Annotated in this window: 21 protein-coding genes; 20 read left to right on the plus strand and 1 reads right to left on the minus strand. The window is 46.1% G+C overall.

Going from position 1 to position 19,368, the window contains the following annotated elements:
- Positions 1 to 11 precede the first annotated feature (11 nt).
- From nifD to fdxB, 8 genes are all read left to right on the plus strand, one after another.
- Positions 12 to 1,472, plus strand: coding sequence for a nitrogenase molybdenum-iron protein alpha chain (gene nifD / locus ABZA00_RS03575; protein WP_372880772.1), 1,461 nt, complete (start codon positions 12 to 14; stop codon positions 1,470 to 1,472).
- 98 nt (positions 1,473 to 1,570) lie between these two features.
- Positions 1,571 to 3,142: a nitrogenase molybdenum-iron protein subunit beta gene (gene nifK, locus ABZA00_RS03580; protein WP_372880773.1), complete on the plus strand. Its 1,572-nt coding sequence runs from the start codon at positions 1,571 to 1,573 to the stop codon at positions 3,140 to 3,142.
- Positions 3,143 to 3,243: 101 nt separating this feature from the next.
- Entirely contained in the window at positions 3,244 to 3,453 is a 210-nt protein-coding gene (gene nifT / locus ABZA00_RS03585) for a putative nitrogen fixation protein NifT (RefSeq protein ID WP_372880774.1), read from the plus strand.
- A gap of 27 nt (positions 3,454 to 3,480) precedes the next feature.
- Positions 3,481 to 3,906 (plus strand): NifB/NifX family molybdenum-iron cluster-binding protein, encoded by a 426-nt coding sequence (locus ABZA00_RS03590; RefSeq protein WP_372880775.1) that lies wholly within the window; start codon positions 3,481 to 3,483, stop codon positions 3,904 to 3,906.
- A 453-nt stretch (positions 3,907 to 4,359) separates the two neighbouring features.
- Entirely contained in the window at positions 4,360 to 5,724 is a 1,365-nt protein-coding gene (nifE, locus tag ABZA00_RS03595; protein ID WP_372880776.1) for a nitrogenase iron-molybdenum cofactor biosynthesis protein NifE, read from the plus strand.
- A gap of 410 nt (positions 5,725 to 6,134) precedes the next feature.
- Positions 6,135 to 7,505 carry a nitrogenase iron-molybdenum cofactor biosynthesis protein NifN gene (nifN, locus tag ABZA00_RS03600; RefSeq protein ID WP_372880777.1) on the plus strand — a complete coding sequence of 457 codons (1,371 nt, stop codon included), beginning with the start codon at positions 6,135 to 6,137 and terminating at the stop codon, positions 7,503 to 7,505.
- A gap of 1 nt (position 7,506) precedes the next feature.
- Positions 7,507 to 7,956, plus strand: coding sequence for a NifB/NifX family molybdenum-iron cluster-binding protein (locus ABZA00_RS03605; RefSeq protein WP_372880778.1), 450 nt, complete (start codon positions 7,507 to 7,509; stop codon positions 7,954 to 7,956).
- A gap of 52 nt (positions 7,957 to 8,008) precedes the next feature.
- Complete coding sequence (gene fdxB, locus ABZA00_RS03610; RefSeq protein WP_372880779.1) at positions 8,009 to 8,293, plus strand: ferredoxin III, nif-specific; 285 nt, start codon at positions 8,009 to 8,011, stop codon at positions 8,291 to 8,293.
- A 111-nt stretch (positions 8,294 to 8,404) separates the two neighbouring features.
- On the opposite strand, the gene nifA is transcribed toward fdxB, so the two are convergent.
- Positions 8,405 to 9,988, minus strand: a complete 1,584-nt coding sequence (gene nifA / locus ABZA00_RS03615; RefSeq protein ID WP_372880780.1) for a nif-specific transcriptional activator NifA — start codon at positions 9,986 to 9,988, stop codon at positions 8,405 to 8,407.
- A gap of 469 nt (positions 9,989 to 10,457) precedes the next feature.
- Between nifA and rsxA the strand changes: the two genes are divergently transcribed.
- The 12 genes from rsxA to ABZA00_RS03675 all read left to right on the plus strand — a co-directional run bounded on the left by rsxA (position 10,458) and on the right by ABZA00_RS03675 (position 19,364).
- Complete coding sequence (gene rsxA, locus ABZA00_RS03620) at positions 10,458 to 11,033, plus strand: electron transport complex subunit RsxA (protein ID WP_372880781.1); 576 nt, start codon at positions 10,458 to 10,460, stop codon at positions 11,031 to 11,033.
- Between the two features lie 12 nt (positions 11,034 to 11,045).
- Positions 11,046 to 11,576, plus strand: coding sequence for an RnfABCDGE type electron transport complex subunit B (locus tag ABZA00_RS03625; RefSeq protein WP_372880782.1), 531 nt, complete (start codon positions 11,046 to 11,048; stop codon positions 11,574 to 11,576).
- Positions 11,577 to 11,590: 14 nt separating this feature from the next.
- Complete coding sequence (rsxC, locus tag ABZA00_RS03630) at positions 11,591 to 13,075, plus strand: electron transport complex subunit RsxC (protein WP_372880783.1); 1,485 nt, start codon at positions 11,591 to 11,593, stop codon at positions 13,073 to 13,075.
- Positions 13,076 to 13,077: 2 nt separating this feature from the next.
- Positions 13,078 to 14,055, plus strand: coding sequence for an RnfABCDGE type electron transport complex subunit D (locus ABZA00_RS03635; protein ID WP_372880784.1), 978 nt, complete (start codon positions 13,078 to 13,080; stop codon positions 14,053 to 14,055).
- A complete protein-coding gene (gene rsxG / locus ABZA00_RS03640; protein ID WP_372880785.1) occupies positions 14,052 to 14,678 on the plus strand; it encodes an electron transport complex subunit RsxG in 627 nt (208 codons plus the stop codon). The genes ABZA00_RS03635 and rsxG overlap by 4 nt, the downstream gene beginning before the upstream one ends.
- 37 nt (positions 14,679 to 14,715) lie before the next feature.
- The gene (locus ABZA00_RS03645) at positions 14,716 to 15,408 is read left to right on the plus strand and encodes an electron transport complex subunit E (RefSeq protein ID WP_372880786.1); all 693 of its coding nucleotides are present in this window, start codon (positions 14,716 to 14,718) and stop codon (positions 15,406 to 15,408) included.
- 70 nt (positions 15,409 to 15,478) lie between these two features.
- Positions 15,479 to 15,748, plus strand: a complete 270-nt coding sequence (locus tag ABZA00_RS03650) for an RnfH family protein (protein ID WP_372880787.1) — start codon at positions 15,479 to 15,481, stop codon at positions 15,746 to 15,748.
- The gene (locus ABZA00_RS03655) at positions 15,749 to 16,579 is read left to right on the plus strand and encodes an ATP-binding protein (RefSeq protein ID WP_372880788.1); all 831 of its coding nucleotides are present in this window, start codon (positions 15,749 to 15,751) and stop codon (positions 16,577 to 16,579) included. It begins immediately after the preceding gene.
- Between the two features lie 573 nt (positions 16,580 to 17,152).
- Positions 17,153 to 17,347 (plus strand): (2Fe-2S)-binding protein, encoded by a 195-nt coding sequence (locus ABZA00_RS03660; protein WP_372880789.1) that lies wholly within the window; start codon positions 17,153 to 17,155, stop codon positions 17,345 to 17,347.
- Between the two features lie 164 nt (positions 17,348 to 17,511).
- A complete protein-coding gene (gene bfr / locus ABZA00_RS03665) occupies positions 17,512 to 17,985 on the plus strand; it encodes a bacterioferritin (protein WP_372880790.1) in 474 nt (157 codons plus the stop codon).
- Position 17,986: 1 nt separating this feature from the next.
- Complete coding sequence (gene bfr, locus ABZA00_RS03670) at positions 17,987 to 18,454, plus strand: bacterioferritin (RefSeq protein ID WP_372880791.1); 468 nt, start codon at positions 17,987 to 17,989, stop codon at positions 18,452 to 18,454.
- Between the two features lie 745 nt (positions 18,455 to 19,199).
- Positions 19,200 to 19,364: a hypothetical protein gene (locus ABZA00_RS03675; RefSeq protein ID WP_372880792.1), complete on the plus strand. Its 165-nt coding sequence runs from the start codon at positions 19,200 to 19,202 to the stop codon at positions 19,362 to 19,364.
- Positions 19,365 to 19,368: the final 4 nt, after the last annotated feature.

Genomic DNA, 19,368 nt, shown 5'->3' on the forward strand with positions numbered 1-19,368 from the left:
AGGGGCCTTTTATGACTAACATTAAAGAGCAAAATGAAAAAATGATCGAGGAGGTACTTGAGGTTTATCCCGCTGCTGCCAAAGCAGATCGAGCTAAACATTTAGGTACTAGTGACAGTAGCTGTAGCAGCTGTATTACCTCTAACCGTAAATCTCAACCTGGCGTAATGACTGCACGTGGTTGTGCTTATGCCGGCTCTAAAGGGGTTGTTTTTGGTCCAATCAAAGACATGATCCATGTTAGCCACGGGCCGGTTGGCTGTGGTCAATATTCACGAGCAGGCCGACGCAACTATTACACTGGTATGACAGGTGTAAATACCTTCGGAACAATGAACTTTACCTCTGATTTCCAGGAAAAAGACATTGTTTTCGGCGGCGATAAGAAACTAGCCATCCTGATGGATGAGATAGAAATGCTCTTCCCGCTCAATAAAGGTGTTTCAATTCAGTCAGAATGTCCGGTTGGTTTGATTGGTGATGATATTGAAGCAGTCGCGAAAGAAGCGCAGGCGAAAACAGGTAAAGTTGTTGTACCGGTACGCTGTGAAGGTTTCCGCGGGGTTTCTCAATCACTCGGTCACCATATCGCCAACGATGCGGTACGTGACAAAATCATTGATAACCGTGGTGAAGATGACAGCTTCGAAGGCACGCCTTACGATGTTGCCTTAATCGGTGATTACAATATCGGTGGTGATGCCTGGTCAACGCGTTTACTTATTGAAGAGATTGGCCTGCGTGTTATTTCCCAGTGGTCTGGTGACGGTACATTATCTGAGATGGAGCTGAACTCAAAAGCGAAGCTTAACTTAGTACACTGTTACCGAAGCGTAAACTACATCGCACGTCATATGGAAGAGAAGTACAACATTCCATGGATGGAGTTTAACTTCTTCGGTCCAACTAAGATCGCTAAATCATTAACTGAAATTGCTTCAAAATTTGATCAGACGATTCAGGAAAAAGCGAAACAAGTGATTGCTAAATACGACGCACAATGGCAAGCCGTTGTTGCTAAGTACAAGCCACGTCTGGAAGGCAAGAAAGTCATGCTTTACGTAGGTGGTCTGCGTCCTCGCCATGTTATCGGTGCTTATGAAGATTTGGGTATGGAAGTCGTTGGTACAGGTTATGAATTTGGTCATAACGATGATTACGACCGTACTCAACCGGATGTGAAAGATGCAACACTGATTTATGACGATGTTACCGGTTATGAATTTGAAGAGTTTGTTAAGAAGATTCAGCCTGATCTGATTGGCTCTGGTGTAAAAGAGAAATACATATTCCAAAAAATGGGTATTCCTTTCCGCCAAATGCACAGCTGGGATTATTCAGGTCCTTATCACGGTTACGATGGCTTTGACATCTTTGCCCGCGATATGGATATGACTCTGAATAACCCTTGTTGGGGCAAACTTACTGCTCCTTGGCTTGTCGAGAAAGACGAGTTAAAGAAAAGTGCATAACCCAAGCAATCAGATGCGATAGCAGCATAAGTTGCTATCGCTCCCCATAAAGATCATACCTGTATGTTCCAAGAACGGATGCAGGAGGAGAATTAAATATGAGTCAGACAATAGATAAAATCAAACCTGGATATCCGTTATTTAAACAACCGGAATATCAAGATCTAATGGCCCGCAAACGTGCTTTATCTGAAGAAGCGCATAGCGATGAAAAAATTCAAGAAGTGTTTGAATGGACAACAACTGAAGAGTACAAAGAGTTAAACTTTGCGCGTACTGCGTTAACTGTTGACCCGGCCAAGGCCTGTCAACCTCTAGGCTCAGTGCTTTGTTCACTGGGTTTTGAGAATACTTTACCTTACGTACATGGTTCACAAGGTTGTGTGGCTTATTTCCGCAGCTACTTCAACCGCCACTTTAAAGAGCCGATTGCCTGTGTTTCTGATTCAATGACAGAAGATGCAGCGGTATTTGGTGGTAACAAAAACATGGATTCCGGTTTGGCCAACGCTTACGCCCTATACAAGCCTGAAATTGTTGCTGTTTCTACTACCTGTATGGCAGAAGTAATTGGTGATGACCTGAATGCCTTTATCGGTAACGCCAAAAAAGATGGTCATTTACCAGAAAGTGTACCAACACCGTTTGCCAACACGCCAAGTTTTGTGGGCAGCCATATCACAGGTTGGGATGCGATGTTTGAAGGTTTTTGTAATAACTTTACCAAAGATCAAATGGAAGACAAAGTTGTCGGCAGCAATAAAAAAATCAATTTAGTGACAGGTTTTGAAACCTACCTGGGTAACTACCGTGTTATGCATCGCATCATGCAGGAGATGGATATCCCTTACAGCCTGCTTTCAGATCCATCTGAAGTACTGGATACACCAGCAGACGGTCAATACCGTATGTATGCCGGCGGTACAACTGCCGAGCAAATGAAAGATGCGCCTAATGCAATTGATACGTTAATGCTGCAGCCTTGGAGCCTGGTAAAAACCAAAAAGATCGTTAAAGGTCTATGGAAACAACCAGCAAGCGTCATTAAAATCCCAATGGGCTTGGACGGAACGGATGAGTTCTTAATGAAGCTGAGCGAGCTAACTGGTAAAGCGATCCCAGACTCACTGACTAAAGAGCGCGGCCGCCTCGTTGATATGATGACCGACAGCCACACCTGGTTACACGGCAAAAAGTTCGGTATTTACGGCGACCCGGATTACCTGCTGGGTATGGTTAGCTTCCTGTTAGAGCTAGGTTGTGAACCGACAACTATCCTATGTCATAACGGCACTAAAAAATGGGCTAAAGCAATGCAGAAACTGCTTGATAGCAGTCCATACGGCAGTGACTGTGAAGTTTTTGTTGGTAAAGATCTATGGCATTTCCGTTCATTAATGTTCACTAACAAACCTGACTTTATGATTGGTAACTCCTACGGCAAATTTATCGAGCGCGATACCCTGGCCAAAGGTGAAGAGTTCGCAGTTCCTTTAATCCGCATCGGTTTCCCAATCTTTGACCGTCACCATTTACATCGTCAAACAACCTGGGGGTATGAAGGCGCAATGCAGATTCTGACAACGCTGGTCAATGAGGTGTTAGCTCAGTTAGATAAAGAGACCGGTACACTCGGCAAAACTGACTTCGCTTTTGATTTAGTCAGATAATAAAATCCAAGTTGCATAGATTTCCCCGCAACTTTCTAGCCAAACATCCTGCTCTGTACAGCCGGATGTTTGGCCATTTTTCTATTCAGTAAGGAGCAGTTATGCCTAATATCATGCTAAGAAAACAAGATGGCATCCTCACCGGCTATATTGCCAAAAAAGATCTGGAAGCAGAAGTCACCGAATTGGAGTTTGAACAGGAAAACCGCTGGGGCGGTAAGATAACCTTAAGCAACGGAGCCAGTTTTTACTTCGATCCTTTATCAGCACCTCCGACACTCCCTATCACCATTAGAATGCGCCGCGCTTAACCCTTCATTCATTCCAAGGAGAACGATATGACAACAGAGACACATCCACTACAAATAGCCTTTGCCTCAACCGACGGCATAACCGTTGACGGACATTTTGGATCCTGTGAGCAATTTTATATCTTTACCCTGGATGGAAATAAGCAGCAGAAAATTGATGTTCGTCAGGCCGAGTCCGGACGAGGGGTAGATAAAAATGCGCAGCGCGCCGATCTTATCAAAGACTGTCACCTGATGTTTTGCGCCTCGATTGGCGGCCCGGCAGCTGCACGGGTTATCCGCAGCGGTATTCATCCGATGAAATGCAAACCAGTCAATGATACCTTCCCCACTATCTCAGAACAACTCGACCAGCTGCAGCAGCGTATACAAAGCGCGGCTCTGCCACCCTGGCTTGCCAAACTGACCGGTCAGGCAGAACAACTCAGCGCACGCTTTGAAACGATGGAATAAAGGCAGCGGTCAGCTTTAAGCGATCGGCTGTCAGAGGAAGTACAACTGTCAGTATGATAAGTCCTATTTATTTCGTCATTCCCACAGGATTTTAACGGGAATTACAAAGTATAAAACTTCGGAATTCATGGTTTAAGGGCTTCGGGTGGCGGGCTACGGCGTTCGATACTCGAAACTCCCAGCCCCTATCAACAGCATAAACTCCGACTTAACTGAAGGCTGATCGCTGACGACTGACGGCCCCCCTTCGCGGCTCGGTACGCGTGGATCGAAGCACAGCTCGATTTATCTGAAAACGTACCGCTGAAGGCAGACAGCCAACTCGCCAATGTCGTGTTGCATCCCCCCCATTGTCACAAACACCACAGAAAACATTCTAGTAAAATCATTTAGTTACGATAGGCACAACTGTTGCAACAGTCACAATAGAGATGATGACTAATGGGAGTTTATATGCGTCAATCAGTAATAAATGAACTACAAAATGAACCCGCTTGTAGCCATAATAAAAAATCAAAATCAGGCTGCGCACCAGCTAAACCCGGTGCCACCGCAGGGGGTTGCTGTTTTGACGGGGCGCAGATAACCCTGCTGCCAATCACCGATGTCGCACATATCGTCCATGGTCCGGTAGGCTGTGCCGGCAGCTCATGGGATAAACGCGGCACACAAAGTTCAGGCCCGCAGCTATTTCGTTTAGGATTTACCACCGACCTCAATGAACAGGATGTGATTATGGGACGCGGTGATAAACGCCTTTACCACTCCATATTGCAGGCGGCCAAAAAACATAATCCTGCCGCCGTTTTTGTCTATAACACCTGCGTCCCGGCCATGGAGGGAGATGATATTGAAGCGGTGTGCAGAATGGCACAGGAAAAAGTAAATCTACCGGTTATCGCCATTGATGCCGCCGGTTTTTACGGTAATAAAAACCTCGGCAACCGCATCGCCGGAGAACTGATGGTGGATAAAGTAATAGGTTCAGCCCTGCCCGCACCGAAACCCGCTTTCAGCGCGGGTCGTGTGCATGATATTGCGCTGGTCGGTGAATACAATATTGCCGGAGAGTTATGGCATATTTTGCCTCTGCTGGACAAGTTGGGTCTGCGTGTGTTAGCCAATTTATCCGGCGACTGCCGCTTTAAGGAGCTGCAGACCATGCACCATGCCCAAGCGCTAATGCTGGTTTGCTCTCGGGCACAGATTAATGTGGCACGTAAACTTCAGGAAAAATATCAAATTCCCTGGTTTGAAGGCAGTTTCTACGGCATCCGCGACGTATGTGATGCCCTGCGCCAGTTTGCCACCCTGATTAAAGATCCGGATCTTAGCCAGCGTACTGAGCAATTAATAGACGATGAACTGCTCAAGCTCAATCAAGCGTTAACGCCCTACCGGGAAAAATTAAAAGGCAAAAAGGCGCTGTTATATACCGGCGGCGTTAAATCCTGGTCGATTGTTTCCGCGCTGCAGGATCTCGGTATGCAGGTTGTTGCCAGTGGTACACGTAAAAGTACCGAAGAGGATAAAGCAAGAATCCGTGAACTGATGGGCAATGACGCCATTTTACTTGATGAAACCAGCCCGCGAAATCTGCTCGATGTGGCTTATCAGTATAAAGCTGACGTGATGATCGCCGGTGGTCGGAATATGTATACCGCCTATAAAGCCAGAATGCCCTTTGTTGAGGTGAATCAGGAGCGCGAACATGCCTTCGCAGGCTTTCAGGGCATGATTACTCTCGCACAACAATTATGCTTAACCCTTGAGAGCCCGGTTTGGCAACAGGCGCGCAGCCCTGCCCCGTGGTTATAACAGGTTTAAAAATAACAAGCTTATGCAGATCAATCAGGTTAAGGGTAAATTTTTTTTGTAAATAACCAGAGCACCATATAGTTTAAAAAACGAACGCCAGAGCTGACTAAAAATCGCTCAGGCAAGGCGTGTTAGCGAAGGAGTAGAGATCTCTTTCGAGCTGACACAACGCAGAATGAGCGATTTTTAGGCGATTCCGAAGGGCGAGGCCCAAATGGTCGCATATTGCGTTAAATTTTATCGATTTAGGCCCACTATATCTTCAAAAATTTGCCTTACCTGCGACCATTTGGGCCCTCGCTGGTGCTGTTTTTTTAAACTATATGACGCTCTAGGGTCTGTTGATCTTTCGAGATTGTTTTTATAGGTGGACTGAAGTCCACGCCCCAAATCATAACGAGGAAAATGATATGGCACAGATAATCGCCAATAAAAAACCGCTGGCAGAGCAGCCCCTCAAAATTGGGCAACCCCTTGGTGCCGCCCTGGCTTTTTTAGGTACAGACAAAGCAATGCCGCTAATGCATGCCGCTCAAGGCTGCAGCGCCTTTGCCAAAGTATTTTTAATTCAACATTTCCATGAACCCATTCCCATGCAGTCAACAGCCATGGATCCGATTTCAACGGTGATGGGATCTGAAGATAACCTGTTTCAAGCCTTCACCAACCTGTGCCAGCAGCACCATCCGAAAGTGATTGGTCTGCTCACTTCCGGATTGACCGAAGCACAGGGTTCGGATATTAAAGCTGCGGTTAAACGGTTTCAGCAAGAGCAGCCTAAATATAAAAACACCGCCATTATTCCGGTCAATACACCTGATTTTTACGGCTCCCTGGAAAACGGCTATGCCGCTGCGGTCGAAGCTATGATAGAAAACCTGGTACCTGACAAAGCGCCAAGCAGCGTGCGCCGTAAACGCATCAATATTTTAGTCAGCCATATGCTCACGCCGGGAGATATTGAGCTGTTAAAAAGCTATGTGGAAGCCTTCGGGTTAACCCCGGTGGTGATTCCGGATCTCAGCCTGTCCCTTGACGGACATCTCACAGAGCAGGACTTTAACGCTTTATCCCAAGGCGGCACAACGGTTGAACAGATCAAAACTCTAGGTCAGGGCTTAGCAACAATCGTGGTGGGCCGCTCATTAGAGCGGGCCGCCGCTATGCTCGCACAACGCACACACATCCAGACCGAAACCTTTGCCCACCTGCACACGTTGGAGCAGACAGACCGTTTAATCAGCCTGTTGAGTGAGCTTAGCGGCCGCAAAGTGCCGGCTACGCTGGCGCGTTCACGTGGACAGCTTTGTGATGCGCTTATTGATACTCATCCGCAACTTGGCGGGAAAAAAGCGGCACTGGCAATGGAAGCCGACCATCTGACCGCATTCAGCGCCCTCTTTGAGACGGTTAATATAACCTCTTCGGTGATTATCGCTCCCTGCAATCAACCGCAACTGGTTTCACTGCCCGTTGCCCAGGTGCAGATTGGTGACCTGCAGGATCTTCAGGAACAAGCCGCACAGGAAAATGTTGACTTGCTGCTGTCTAACTCTCATGCCGGCGCTATAGCAAAAAAAATGGCTATTCCACTGCTGCGCATTGGGATTCCGGTGCACGATCAGTTCGGCTGCTTCGCGAAAAGTTATATCGGTTATGCGGGGATTCGCAACACCCTTTTTGAACTGGCAAATTTATTACGCCATGAAGTGCACAGCATCCCGGTCTACCACTCTCAGTTTAAACAAGACTTAGCGCAAATTAGCGTGATCGGGAGGTAACATGGACAGCGAAAATAATCTGCAGCTGCAGATTGCCTTTGCCACCAGCAGTCAGACGCATTTAGATCAGCACTTTGGCAGCTGCCAGTCATTGACTATTTACAGCATCACGCCGACCGGATGCAAACGGCTGAACAGCGTTGAATTTCCAGCATCGCAGGAGGGCCATAATCAGCAGAAAATAAAGGCTCGCCTGGATGCTCTGGCAGGCTGTTTTGCCGTGTATTGCCTGGCTTGCGGCAATCCGGTGCGGCAGCAGTTATTGGCCCAGGGAACGCGGGTGATTATTCAGCCCGCAGGCAATCTTATCAGCGAGCTGGTTGAACAGATCCAAAACAACTGGCCGGGGAAAGTAGCGCTGCGCCAGCAGCGGCAAAGCAACCGCAAACAAGACGTTGATTACTTTACCCAGCTGGCTGAAAGCGAATGGGAAGACAGTGAATGGAGTTAACAGGCTTTTTTTATAGGGTTTAAACTTTTTTAATCAAAATGGAGGTAAAAAAATGGCAATTGTAACAGGTACAACAAAATCCGGCGGCAGCTGGACACCTGAGTTTGTTGAGGAGTTAAATCAGGCAGAATGCATTGGTTGCGGACGTTGTTATAACGTCTGCACCAAAGGTGTGTTTGCTCCGGAAGAGATTGAAGTCGATGAAGACGATGACGATTACGATGATGATGTACGCATGGTGATGGGTATCGCGGACGCTGACAACTGCATTGGCTGCCTTGCCTGTGCGAAAGTCTGCTCTAAAAGCTGTTTCACACATGCGCCAATGGCGCTGTGAGTTTCATTAATCTGATGAATCTGTAAGATAGTTCATCCGGGCCTGAAGATGCAGTTGCAGCATCCTCAAGTCCGGATTTTTCAAAGAGAAGAAAGAAAAATAACAGGAATTTTATATCCGGCGCACATGAATATTCATGGTCTGAATGCGGTAAGCAATTTGTCTCGGGCTCATGCCCAGCAGGCGTGCAGCTTTAGCCTGAACCCAACCGGTTTGCTCCAATGCATTGATGACTCGCTGGCGCTCATCCAGATCCGCACTGTCATTACTTAACTGCGCGGTAGATTGACCTAATCCCTGACTGTTATCCTGATGTGTTGCAATGGATGGGTTGATGCGGCTTTGATTAATCATCACCACATCGCGATCAATTAAACCCGAATCACTCATAATAGCAGCCCTTTCCAGACAGTTTTCCAACTCACGAATATTACCCGGCCAGTTATGACTCATTAACAGTCGGATTGCGCCATCACTGATTTTTAAAGTACGACTCTGCTGCTTGGATAATTTATTAAGCAAAAAGCGGGATAACGCAGGTAAATCTTCCAATCGGTTACGTAGCGGCGGCAACTCAATGGGCATAACGTTTAAGCGGTAATACAAATCCTCGCGGAAGTTGCCATTTCTTACCTCCTCCTCGAGAGGGACATTGGTCGCCGCTATAATGCGTACATTCACCTTAATAGTTTCTTGTCCGCCAACCCGTTCGAACTCTCCTTCCTGTAAAATACGCAGTAGTTTAGCCTGGAAACTCGCGCTGATCTCACCAATTTCATCGAGAAATAGGGTACCACCATCAGCCAGTTCAAAACGTCCTTTACGCATTTTCACAGCGCCGGTAAAAGACCCTTTTTCATGGCCGAAGAGCTCACTTTCCAGCAGGTTATCGGGTAGTGCTGCACAGTTAAGTTTAATGTAAGGCAACTCAGAGCGGGGAGAGTTATAAGCAATCGCGCCGGCAATTAACTCTTTACCTGTACCGCTTTCACCACGGATCAATACTGTGGTGTCCCATTTTGCAACCTGACTGACGGTGGTGAATATGTCCCGCATGGCGGCTGTTTCTCCGACCATGGAAGGAAAACATTGCGGGTTTTTAACACTGCGCTGCAACAACTCATTGCGGTTTTGCAGCAACTGTTTTTCTTTTTGTACCGTATCCGATAAACGCAGGGTCTGCAGTATTAAGTTAGCGACCATCTCTAAAAAACGCGTTTTTGTCACTAATTCATTACTGTCTGACGTGATCGGCTGGGCGACTAATACCCCGGCACGGTTTTCACTGTTTCCTAACGGCACACAGATTAACGGCAGGTCATAATCGTATAAACTAAGACGGTCTAAAAAACGCGGATCTTGAGAAACCTTGAAAATGACCTGGGTTTCCCCCTTTGCCTGAACGGAGCCTAATATCCCCTCATTAATACGGTATTTGATTCTCGAAGCATCCCGGATAACTTCAGGATCCGCACCGTGTAATGCCTGTACCAGCAACCCCTGGCGATCTTCATTATATAAGGTCACCATACCGAACTGCATGCCTGCAAGTTCATGCAGGCAGGACAACAGCTGCTGTAATGTTTGCTCCATATTCAATGACAGGCTCAAAATAACACTGATTTTATGTAATGCCTTTAACTGTTGCTCAGGCCCGAAACTTGCTGCTGAGTCACCATGGATTAAACTGTTCATATACTCCCCCTTAGAGCCTTTGATAGGATAATTAAGCTGAAAAAAATCGTTGTATGGAGACTGAAATGCGACGTTCCCTGTCACAAAAGCAACAATTGTCTTAACTGCTGCATCAACACGCATTTTTCATTCTGCTACTGTAACTAAGGCAACAAATATACCAATAATGTGACATTTATCTCAAAAACATCGGAATTAAGTAAACAAATGATCTATGTCAAGTAACCATTTTTAAATAATGGATTTTTACCCTTTTAAGATTTCAGGTCATACCTCTCCCCCCTCCCCCCGGCCCCCTATCCGCCCTCTTTTAGGGCGTTTATCAGACAAAAAACCCATCTTGGTGCATCGGGTAAATAACACTTTGTTGGCACAAATATCGCATTAACACAGTTAAGCATGCACCACAAAATGCACATGGTTAATTTTATTATTCTTAATAGTTTCGCTGGTAAACAAGGAGAAATAGATGAGTGAATACCTGTTACTGCTACTTACCACCAGCCTGGTGAATAACGTAGTACTGGCACAATTTTTAGGGCTGTGCCCATTTATGGGGGTGTCAAATAAAGTTGGCTCCGCATTGGGCATGGGGATCGCCACAACCTTTGTACTGACCTTAGCCTGCTCGGCCGGCTGGGTACTGGATCACTATTTACTCATTCCACTGGGGCTGGATTTTCTGCGCCTGCTTAGCTTCATTCTGGTAATAGCAGTGCTGGTACAGTTAACGGAAATGATGGTCGCTTATCAAAGCCCTGAGCTACACAAAATATTAGGCATTTTCTTACCGTTGATCACCACCAACTGCGCGATCCTCGGAGTAGCTTTATTAACTATCCGAGAGGAGTTGGGCTTTGTCGAGGCGATGCTTTACGGTTTTGGCTCTGCTGCCGGTTTTACCCTGGTGATTGTCATTTTTGCCGGATTAAGAGAACGCATGACCTTGTGTCGTATTCCACCCGCCATGGAAGGTGCACCAATCGGTTTTATTACCGCAGGCATATTAGCTATGGCTTTTTCAGGCTTTGCCGGTCTTGCCTAAAAGGAGTAAACAATGGAAATTTTAAGTTTGTTAAGTATTCCGCTGTTAGCGGTGGTAATGGGGTTTGCACTGAGTTTAGCCAGTAAATTTTTTGCTAAAGAAGAGGATCCGCTGGTTAACTCGATCAGTGAACTCCTGCCCAACGGGCAATGCGGCCAGTGTGGTTATCCGGGCTGCGCGCAGGCGGCCATCGCCATGAGTGAAGGATCATTAGGTCCTGACTGCTGCCCACCCGGCGGACAGGCACTGGCACAGAAGTTATCTAAATTACTTGGCGTTCCGCTGCAAAGCAGTTCGGAAACAAAAAGTTATCCGAAAGTGGTGGAGATCAACGCGGAGCTATGCGATGGCTGTACCCGCTGTTTTAAAAAATGCCCCTTTGATGCGATTGTCGGCGCCAACAAACAGCTGCACGGCGTGTTAAGTGATATTTGTACCGGTTGCGGCATGTGCGTTTCCGTCTGCCCACAGGACGCTTTTATTTATAAAACAGATCCTATTTTTAACGATGGTTGGGCCTGGCCTAAACCAGCATTAAGCTGAGAAGAGGTAACCCGATGCTTTTTTCCAAAAAATTGATTAAGGGTGGTGTCCACCCCGTTGGCCAAAAACAGTTAAGCAATAACAGCGATATTTTACGCTTAGAGGATCCTAAACGATTATTTATTGCGCTTAAACAGCATTCAGGCGCGCCCGCTAAACCGATAGTAAAAGCCGGAGATAAAGTGGTCGCCGGACAGTTGATCGCCAGCGGTCAGGGTGGCAGTGCCAATATCCATGCCCCGCTATCGGGGACAGTGGAAAAAATTGCCGAGCATAGTGCAGCCATCCCGGGCGGCGGCAAACAGCAAATGGTACACCTCGTTTGTGATACAGAGCCGGAATCAGATTACATGCTGCCGACTAACTTTATTAAGCTTAATACTGACTACCAAACGCGTGAGCAGCTCATTGATATTATTGCCGCTGCCGGCATTGTCGGCATGGGCGGCGCGGTATTTCCCGCTGCCACCAAATTACGATCAACATTGAAAAAAGATGTCGAAACCCTGCTGATCAACGGCTGTGAGTGTGAACCTTATCTAACCTGCGATGATCTGGTAATGCAGGAGCAGTGCGTACAAGTGGTTGGCGGAATCCGCTACCTGCTGGAAGCCTGTGGTGCCAAAAAAGCCATTATCGGAGTGGAAAATAATAAGCCGGAGGCGATGCAGAGCTTAATTGACGCCAGCAGTGAAGACGACAATATTGAAGTGCGCGCACTGCCTACTCATTATCCTATGGGCTCCGCGAAACAGTTTATTCAAGCTTTGTGTAAAGTTGAGGTACCAAAAGGCAAACGTTCCACCGATGTCGGCGTGTTTGTGCAGAATGTCGCAACCTGTGCGGCGATCTATTCCGCGGTGCGCTTTGGCCGCCCGATGACCCACCGCGTGGTGACCTTAAGTGGCGGCGCGCTGGAAAAACCGATGAATATTGAAGCGCCAATCGGCACGCTGATATCCGAACTGGTGGCCAGCTGCGGCGGTCTGAAAAGCTCGGCTGAGCGGATAGTGGTAGGCGGGCCGATGATGGGCCACACCATCACCAATATGCACAGCCCGATCATGAAGGGCACCAGCGGTATATTATTTCTCCAAGAAGAAGAACTGCCGAAAAAAAGCAGCAGCCCCTGCGTCAGTTGCGGACGCTGTGTTGCCGCCTGTCCAATGGGGCTGTTACCCAATGCGATGGCTGAATTGATAGCCAATGACGATCTCGAAGCAGCCGGCAAGCAGGGATTAAACAGCTGTTTACTGTGTGGCTCCTGTGCTTTTATCTGCCCGGCATCATTACCTCTGACTCAATATTTTGCCTATGCCAACGGTGAAATAAGCCGCCAGAAAAAAATGGAACATAAAGCCCAACTGGCGCGCCGCTTAAATCAGCAGCGCAGCGAGCGACTGGAAAAAGAAGCCGTTAAAAAAGCGGCTGAAAAAGCAGCGAAGAAGGCGGCAAGAGCCGCAGGGAAACGCACTCAACGAATTAAGCAGGAGTCCTAGTTATGTCGACATTATTATTAAGTGCCCCCCATATCCATTCCGGCATGACGGTCAGTCGCCTGATGCGACAGGTTATTCTGGGACTGCTTCCCGCTCTGCTGATGGGCTTGTATCTGTTTGGAGAACAAGCCTTAATCCTGGTAACAGCCTCACTGGTCGCGGGCTTGCTGACCGAGTGGCTTTGTCAGAAATGCCAGCAGAAACCGATTGGCAGTTTAGCCGACGGTAGCACCATAGTAACAGTACTGCTGCTGGTGATGAGCCTGCCGCCGCATCTGCCATGGCATCTTGGTGCACTGGGCGCAGCAATAGCCGTTATTCTGGGTAAACAGGTTTATGGCGGACTGGGACAGAATCTGTTTAATCCGGCCATGCTGGCACGTGTGGTACTGCTGATCTCTTTTCCGGTTGAAATGACCAACTGGCCTTCACCTGTACCGGTACTGCCCGCCCTGCCGATGCTTAGCGAGCTTGCCGATGCTTTTACCGGCGCCACCACTCTGGGCAGTGTAATGGAAACCGGCAGCAGCCAGATTAGTCTTGACATGTTACCGATGTTATTAGGGATCAGCCCGGGTAGTTTAGGTGAATCAGCAATCTTACTGCTGCTCGGCGGGATCTGGATGAGCTGGAAAAACGTCATCGACTGGCGCATCTCGGTGAGCTTAATTATCGGCTGTCTGGTGCCGGCGCTGATCGCCTGGTGGGTAACACCTGAAGCAATATTAAACCCGGTCGCACAATTAGCCAGCGGCGGATTAATGCTGGCAGCCTTTTTTATTGCAACCGATCCGGTCACCAGCCCGACTACGCCGAAGGGACGTATCAGCTACGGCTTAGGTTGTGGCCTGTTAATCTTTGTTATTCGTGTTTTTGGCGCTTTTCCAGAAGGCGTGGCCTTTGCCATCTTATTAATGAATGCGCTCAGTCCGTTAATTGAAAGCATGACTAAGCACAGAGCCTATGGAGAAAGCAAATGAATTTAATTTCAGAAAAAATAAAACAAACAGCTGCTTACCCGGCACTGCTGATGGGCGCAGTCGCCTTGCTGGTCTGCAGCCTGCTGATGGTGACCAATAACCTCACTGCGCAACCGATCGCAGACCGGCTGCGTGAAGATCTCACTAAGCAGTTAGATCAGGTGCTGCCCGCCAGCAGTTATGATAATCAGCCGTTGGATCAAAAGTACCAGGAAGTCATAGATGGTCAGAAGTACACCTTTTACCGCGCGCGTCTGCAGGATAAAGTCAGCGCCATTATCCTGTTTACCGCATCCGCAGGTTATTCCGGGGATATAACGATGCTGGTGGCGATTAAAGCTGATGGACAACTCAGTGGCGTGCGGGTGCTCAGTCATACGGAAACTCCGGGACTGGGTGATAAAATTGAGCTGGCTAAATCCAACTGGATCTTAGATTTCAGCGGTCTTTCCCTGTCAAAGCCGGACACAACCGGTTGGGCTGTTAAAAAAGATGGCGGGCAGTTTGATGCATTCACCGGCGCAACGATCACACCGAGAGCCGTGGTAAAGGGTGTTTTTGAAGCGCTGCAGCTGTTTAAAGCAAAGCAAAATTATTTTCTCGAGTTAACGGACTCAGAATAGATGTCACGCAAGAGCAATATGGAAAGCGGGAGTTAATATGCAAAAATATAATTATAAAGAGATGATTAAAGACAACCTGTGGGGAAACAATGTCGTTTTTGCGCAGATGCTGGCACTCTGCCCTCTGTTGGCTGTCACCAGTGGCGCAACCAACGGTTTGGGTTTAGGTTTAATTACCACTGCGGTGATGTTTTTTTCCAGTTTACTGATCTCACTGTTCCGGCCTTTATTAACACCGCAGGTGCGTATTCCGGTGTTTATTTTATTAATTGCCACTCTGGTAACCATCGCCGATCTGGCCATGAATGCCTGGTTACATGAATTACATAAAGTACTCGGCTTATTTATTCCGTTGATTGTTACCAACTGTGCCATTTTAGGGCGTGCCGAGTCTTTTGCTTCGAAAAATCCCTGCCTTCCCGCCGTGGTTGACGGTGTGATGACGGGTGCCGGATTCACCCTGGCACTGGTATTACTCGGAGGCGTACGGGAAATAGTAGGTAGCGGTACCCTTTTCGCCAATGCCAGCCTGTTGCTTGGTGACGCTTTTTCCATCATAGAGCTTACTCCGCTGCCTGAATATCGCGGCATGCTATTGGTTATTCTGCCGTCGGGCGGATTTATTATGCTGGGTTTATTGCTGTCAGGAAAACGTCTGCTCGACGCATACACCAGCGGCAGGAAAGTGCAGCCTAAAGATGGCAACGAATTTTCATGCAATGTCGACTAACCCCTTCAGCCGGTGATGAAAAGAAATATCAGGGTATTACGAAATTGCAACAAGTTAAGGAGAGAAAATTATGAAATTTAGTGTTGCCTACGCTGCGGGCAGTGCCAGTTTTTGGCAGGAGCTGGAATCACCTGAGCCAATTACGGCAGAACAAGCTATTCAGCTATCAAGACTGTTAACTGAGTTTACGGCTCTGGATCTGAAAAAGTTAAAAATAGGTATTTTCGGTAAAGTGTGCAAAAAAAATCAGGAGATTGAAGAAGGTGATCGTGTTGAACTTTACCTTCCGGTGATGGCAATAGATCCTGATGAAGACGATGATGATGATGAGGACTTTTAAATGTTGCGCGATATAATCGAGATTGATGAAGCTTTATGTAATGGCTGCGGTGATTGTGTTCCCGCCTGCCATGAGGGTGCCTTGCAGATTATTGATAATAAAGCCCGCCTGATCAGCGATCTGATGTGTGACGGTTTAGGCGCCTGTTTGGGGCAGTGTCCAACGGGGGCAATGCAAGTCATACAGCGGGAAGCTATACCCTATGACGAGCGTCAGGTGATGGTCAATATCATCAAAGGCGGCAACAAGGTGATTAAAGCCCACCTGCAGCATATGCTGGACCATAATGAGCTGGAATATTACGCCACTGCCGTAGAGGTATTAAAAGAGCAGAATATTACCGTTCCTGAGTGCAGCGCAAGTAACAAGCCGCAGACGGGCGCGAGCTGTCCAAGCGCTCAAAGCATTAACTTAAAAATTAGCAAAATATCAAACCCTGAGCCGGAGAAAATCAGCAGTCAACTCAGTCACTGGCCAATCCAGTTACATTTACTTAACCCGACCAGTCCGCACTTTGCCGATGCAGATCTGCTATTGGCCGCAGACTGCAGTGCTTTTGCCGCAGGGGATTTTCATCAGCGTTATCTGGCAGGGAAAAAACTGGCCATTGCCTGCCCGAAACTCGACAGCAGTCAGGAAAGCTATATTGAAAAGCTGAGTATGATGATCCGTTACGCAAAACTGAAAAGCATCAGCGTACTGCGCATGGATGTCCCCTGCTGCGGCGGACTCACTAAGCTGGCGCAAACTGCCATGCAGCAAGCCCGACGCAATATTCCGCTAGAGATTATCACCATAGATAAAAACGGTCGTAGCATTTCGCTTAATTAAATGAACAAAAATTGCGTAGGAAAAATTAATGAGAGCAGGCCGTTTGATTGAGCAATAGCCAGGCTATTAAGATTGAAAACAACGCAGTTATCATTGATTTTAGCAAGCAAGAGTGACCAGATAATTATGCGCAATGGTATTAACCCAAACCACTGCGGGATGATAAGAATTAAAGGCAAGTTGTATTAAAGTCGCATACGTGAGTATGCGGTTTTCCGCGTAACGGCAACTTTTCCGACAAAGCGGAATTAACTCAACTGATAATTTTTTGCCAGTTGAGTGAAGTGACCAAGTATATTTGATTAAAAATATGTAGGTTTATGAGTCGTATTGGGAAAGAAAGCTCCTTAGCTTTCCAGCCCACTAACGGGGTTCGAACCGACTTGGAACTTATCTGTGGAAACTACCACATTTCAACTTTTAAAAGGCAAAAAGCACGACATTAAATGCACAGTTATCCTCTGCAATTAAGCACGTCATCAAGCAGTTTTAAATAATATTTTCCATTGCGTATTGATAACCATTATCGTTTGATTTAAAATTTAATCAACATTCAACCTTTGGAGTTAGCTGATGTATATTTGTATCTGTTATGGTGTGACTGACACTAAAATTAAACAGTCTATTGATGATGGCGCGCAGACGATGAAATCACTCACCAAAGAGTTAAAAGTAGGCTCGCAATGTGGATTGTGCCGTTGTTCTGTAAAAAAAACACTCAGTAACCACCTGATACAAATAGCAGAAGCAGAGGATGCGGTTGCATAACTCTTTTCATTTTTAGCCATTTTTTGCTGAGGTTAGTATCTCTTTTTAAATGGCAGCCCATCATTATCTTTCAATAAAATTACTTTACTGCTTGATCTTTTTTGTTATCGCTGTATTTTTAATCTATGCTTAATTGTTACATAGATGTAAACACGAGGTTGCATATGAAAGGTAAAGCGTCAGTATTAGCCTGTTTAAATCAAATCTTAACAATAGAACTCACTTCAATTAATCAATTCTTTTTACATGCTCGAATGTTTAAAAACTGGGGATTAGAAGCCCTGGATAAAAAGTCCTATAAAAAATCTATTCTTGATATGAAACAAGCCGATGCACTCATTGAGCGGATCCTCTTTTTGGAAGGATTACCTAATTTGCAACAGCTAGGTAAATTGCAGATTGGTGAACATACCCCTGAAATGCTGCAATGCGATCTGAATATCATCACCGAGCAAACCACTTCTCTGCGTAAAGCCATCACACTCTGTGAAGAACAGGCTGATTATGTAAGCAGAGAAATTTTAGAAGATATTCTTGAAGCTGAAGAAGAGTATATTGATTGGATCGAAGCGCAACAGTGTTTAATTAGCAATGTGGGCATTGAAAATTATTTACAATCCATGATGGAGGAAGGTTAATATGAAAGGTAATGTAACTATTATAGATTTATTAAATAAGCAACTCACCTTAGAATTAACCTCTATGGATCAGTATTTAGCACATGCCAAAATGTATGATGATTGGGGAATCAGTAAATTACATGAAAAGCTCACTCATGAGCATGGAGAAGAGCTGGATCATGCGCAACGTTTAATCGAGCGTATTTTATTTTTAGAAGGTCAGCCTGATACTGCATCTCGAGAGGCAATTCATATCGGCAGCGACGTTAAAGAGATGCTCGAAAATGATTTAAAAGCGGAATACACGGTTGCTGAAAGCTTACGCCACATCATGGGGGTATGTGAAATCGAGAAAGATTACGTTACTCGCGACATATTAATTGAATTACTTAATGATACAGAGACTGATCATATCAATTGGTTAGAGCAACATCTGGGTTTAATAGAGAAAATCGGTTTACCTAATTACATACAAGCTCACATGTAGGTACTTACGAAAACCAGTTGACTTAAGCTGCTTTATTTGCAGGTCAATTTCGGGTTTAGGAAGAAGAAAAGCCCTTCAGCAAAAAAAAATGTTGGTTTGCATCAAGGTATTCTCACTTATTTATGGCAACTTAAAAATCAATGTTCGACTCGGCATTGACCCTTGCATATTGCTGGGTAATGGTATCTTGTAAATGCTCTTACCCGTCGTTTTAATGGGTTTATCAACGCCTGTTGCTACCCATCCACATCAAAAGTTTCTTTAATATACTCACTGATTTCGTGCATATGAAAGTAAGTTATTTCCCTCAAGCGCTTAATGGCTAGTCCGGTTTGATCAGTATCCAATTATACCAATTCCGTTAATTATCTATTCATTTATGCTTGTTAAAATGAATAGATAATTATCGGATTTGGTATTAGCTTTTCTTGGCCGGTCAATGATATCTGCATTTCCTTAGTGTGAGCTTTTAACATTACATTTCAAATGTTTTTTACAAATGAAAAGCATTATCAAAGACCACGGGTATATCTCAATGGGCGCTCAGTGAGGTTTGATATGCTCACCAAAAAGGTTTGGCTGTCCCACTATTCTGATTTTCATCAGCATCAGGGGATAGCAGTTCAAGTTCCTCGGTGATCATGCCTGTCGTGGTGGTTGCCTCTACACGGACTGACTTGGTAGCGATCTCTTTAGAGGCCACTTTGGCCGGAAGCCTGAAATTAATACCAATTCCGATAATTAGATGATCTATTTAGGCGTAGAAAAAACGGATGAAAGCAAGGCATTGATTGCAGTAACTAGTTGTTCTAATTACACAAAATCGTATGGAACGATTTTGAACAGCTTTAGCTGGCCACAAGGTGGTGAAGAACAGGACGTTCTGAATCAAATCAATAACAAAGACTAAAACG

The organism is Psychromonas sp. (assembly GCF_041586535.1).
GTDB lineage: Bacteria > Pseudomonadota > Gammaproteobacteria > Enterobacterales > Psychromonadaceae > Psychromonas.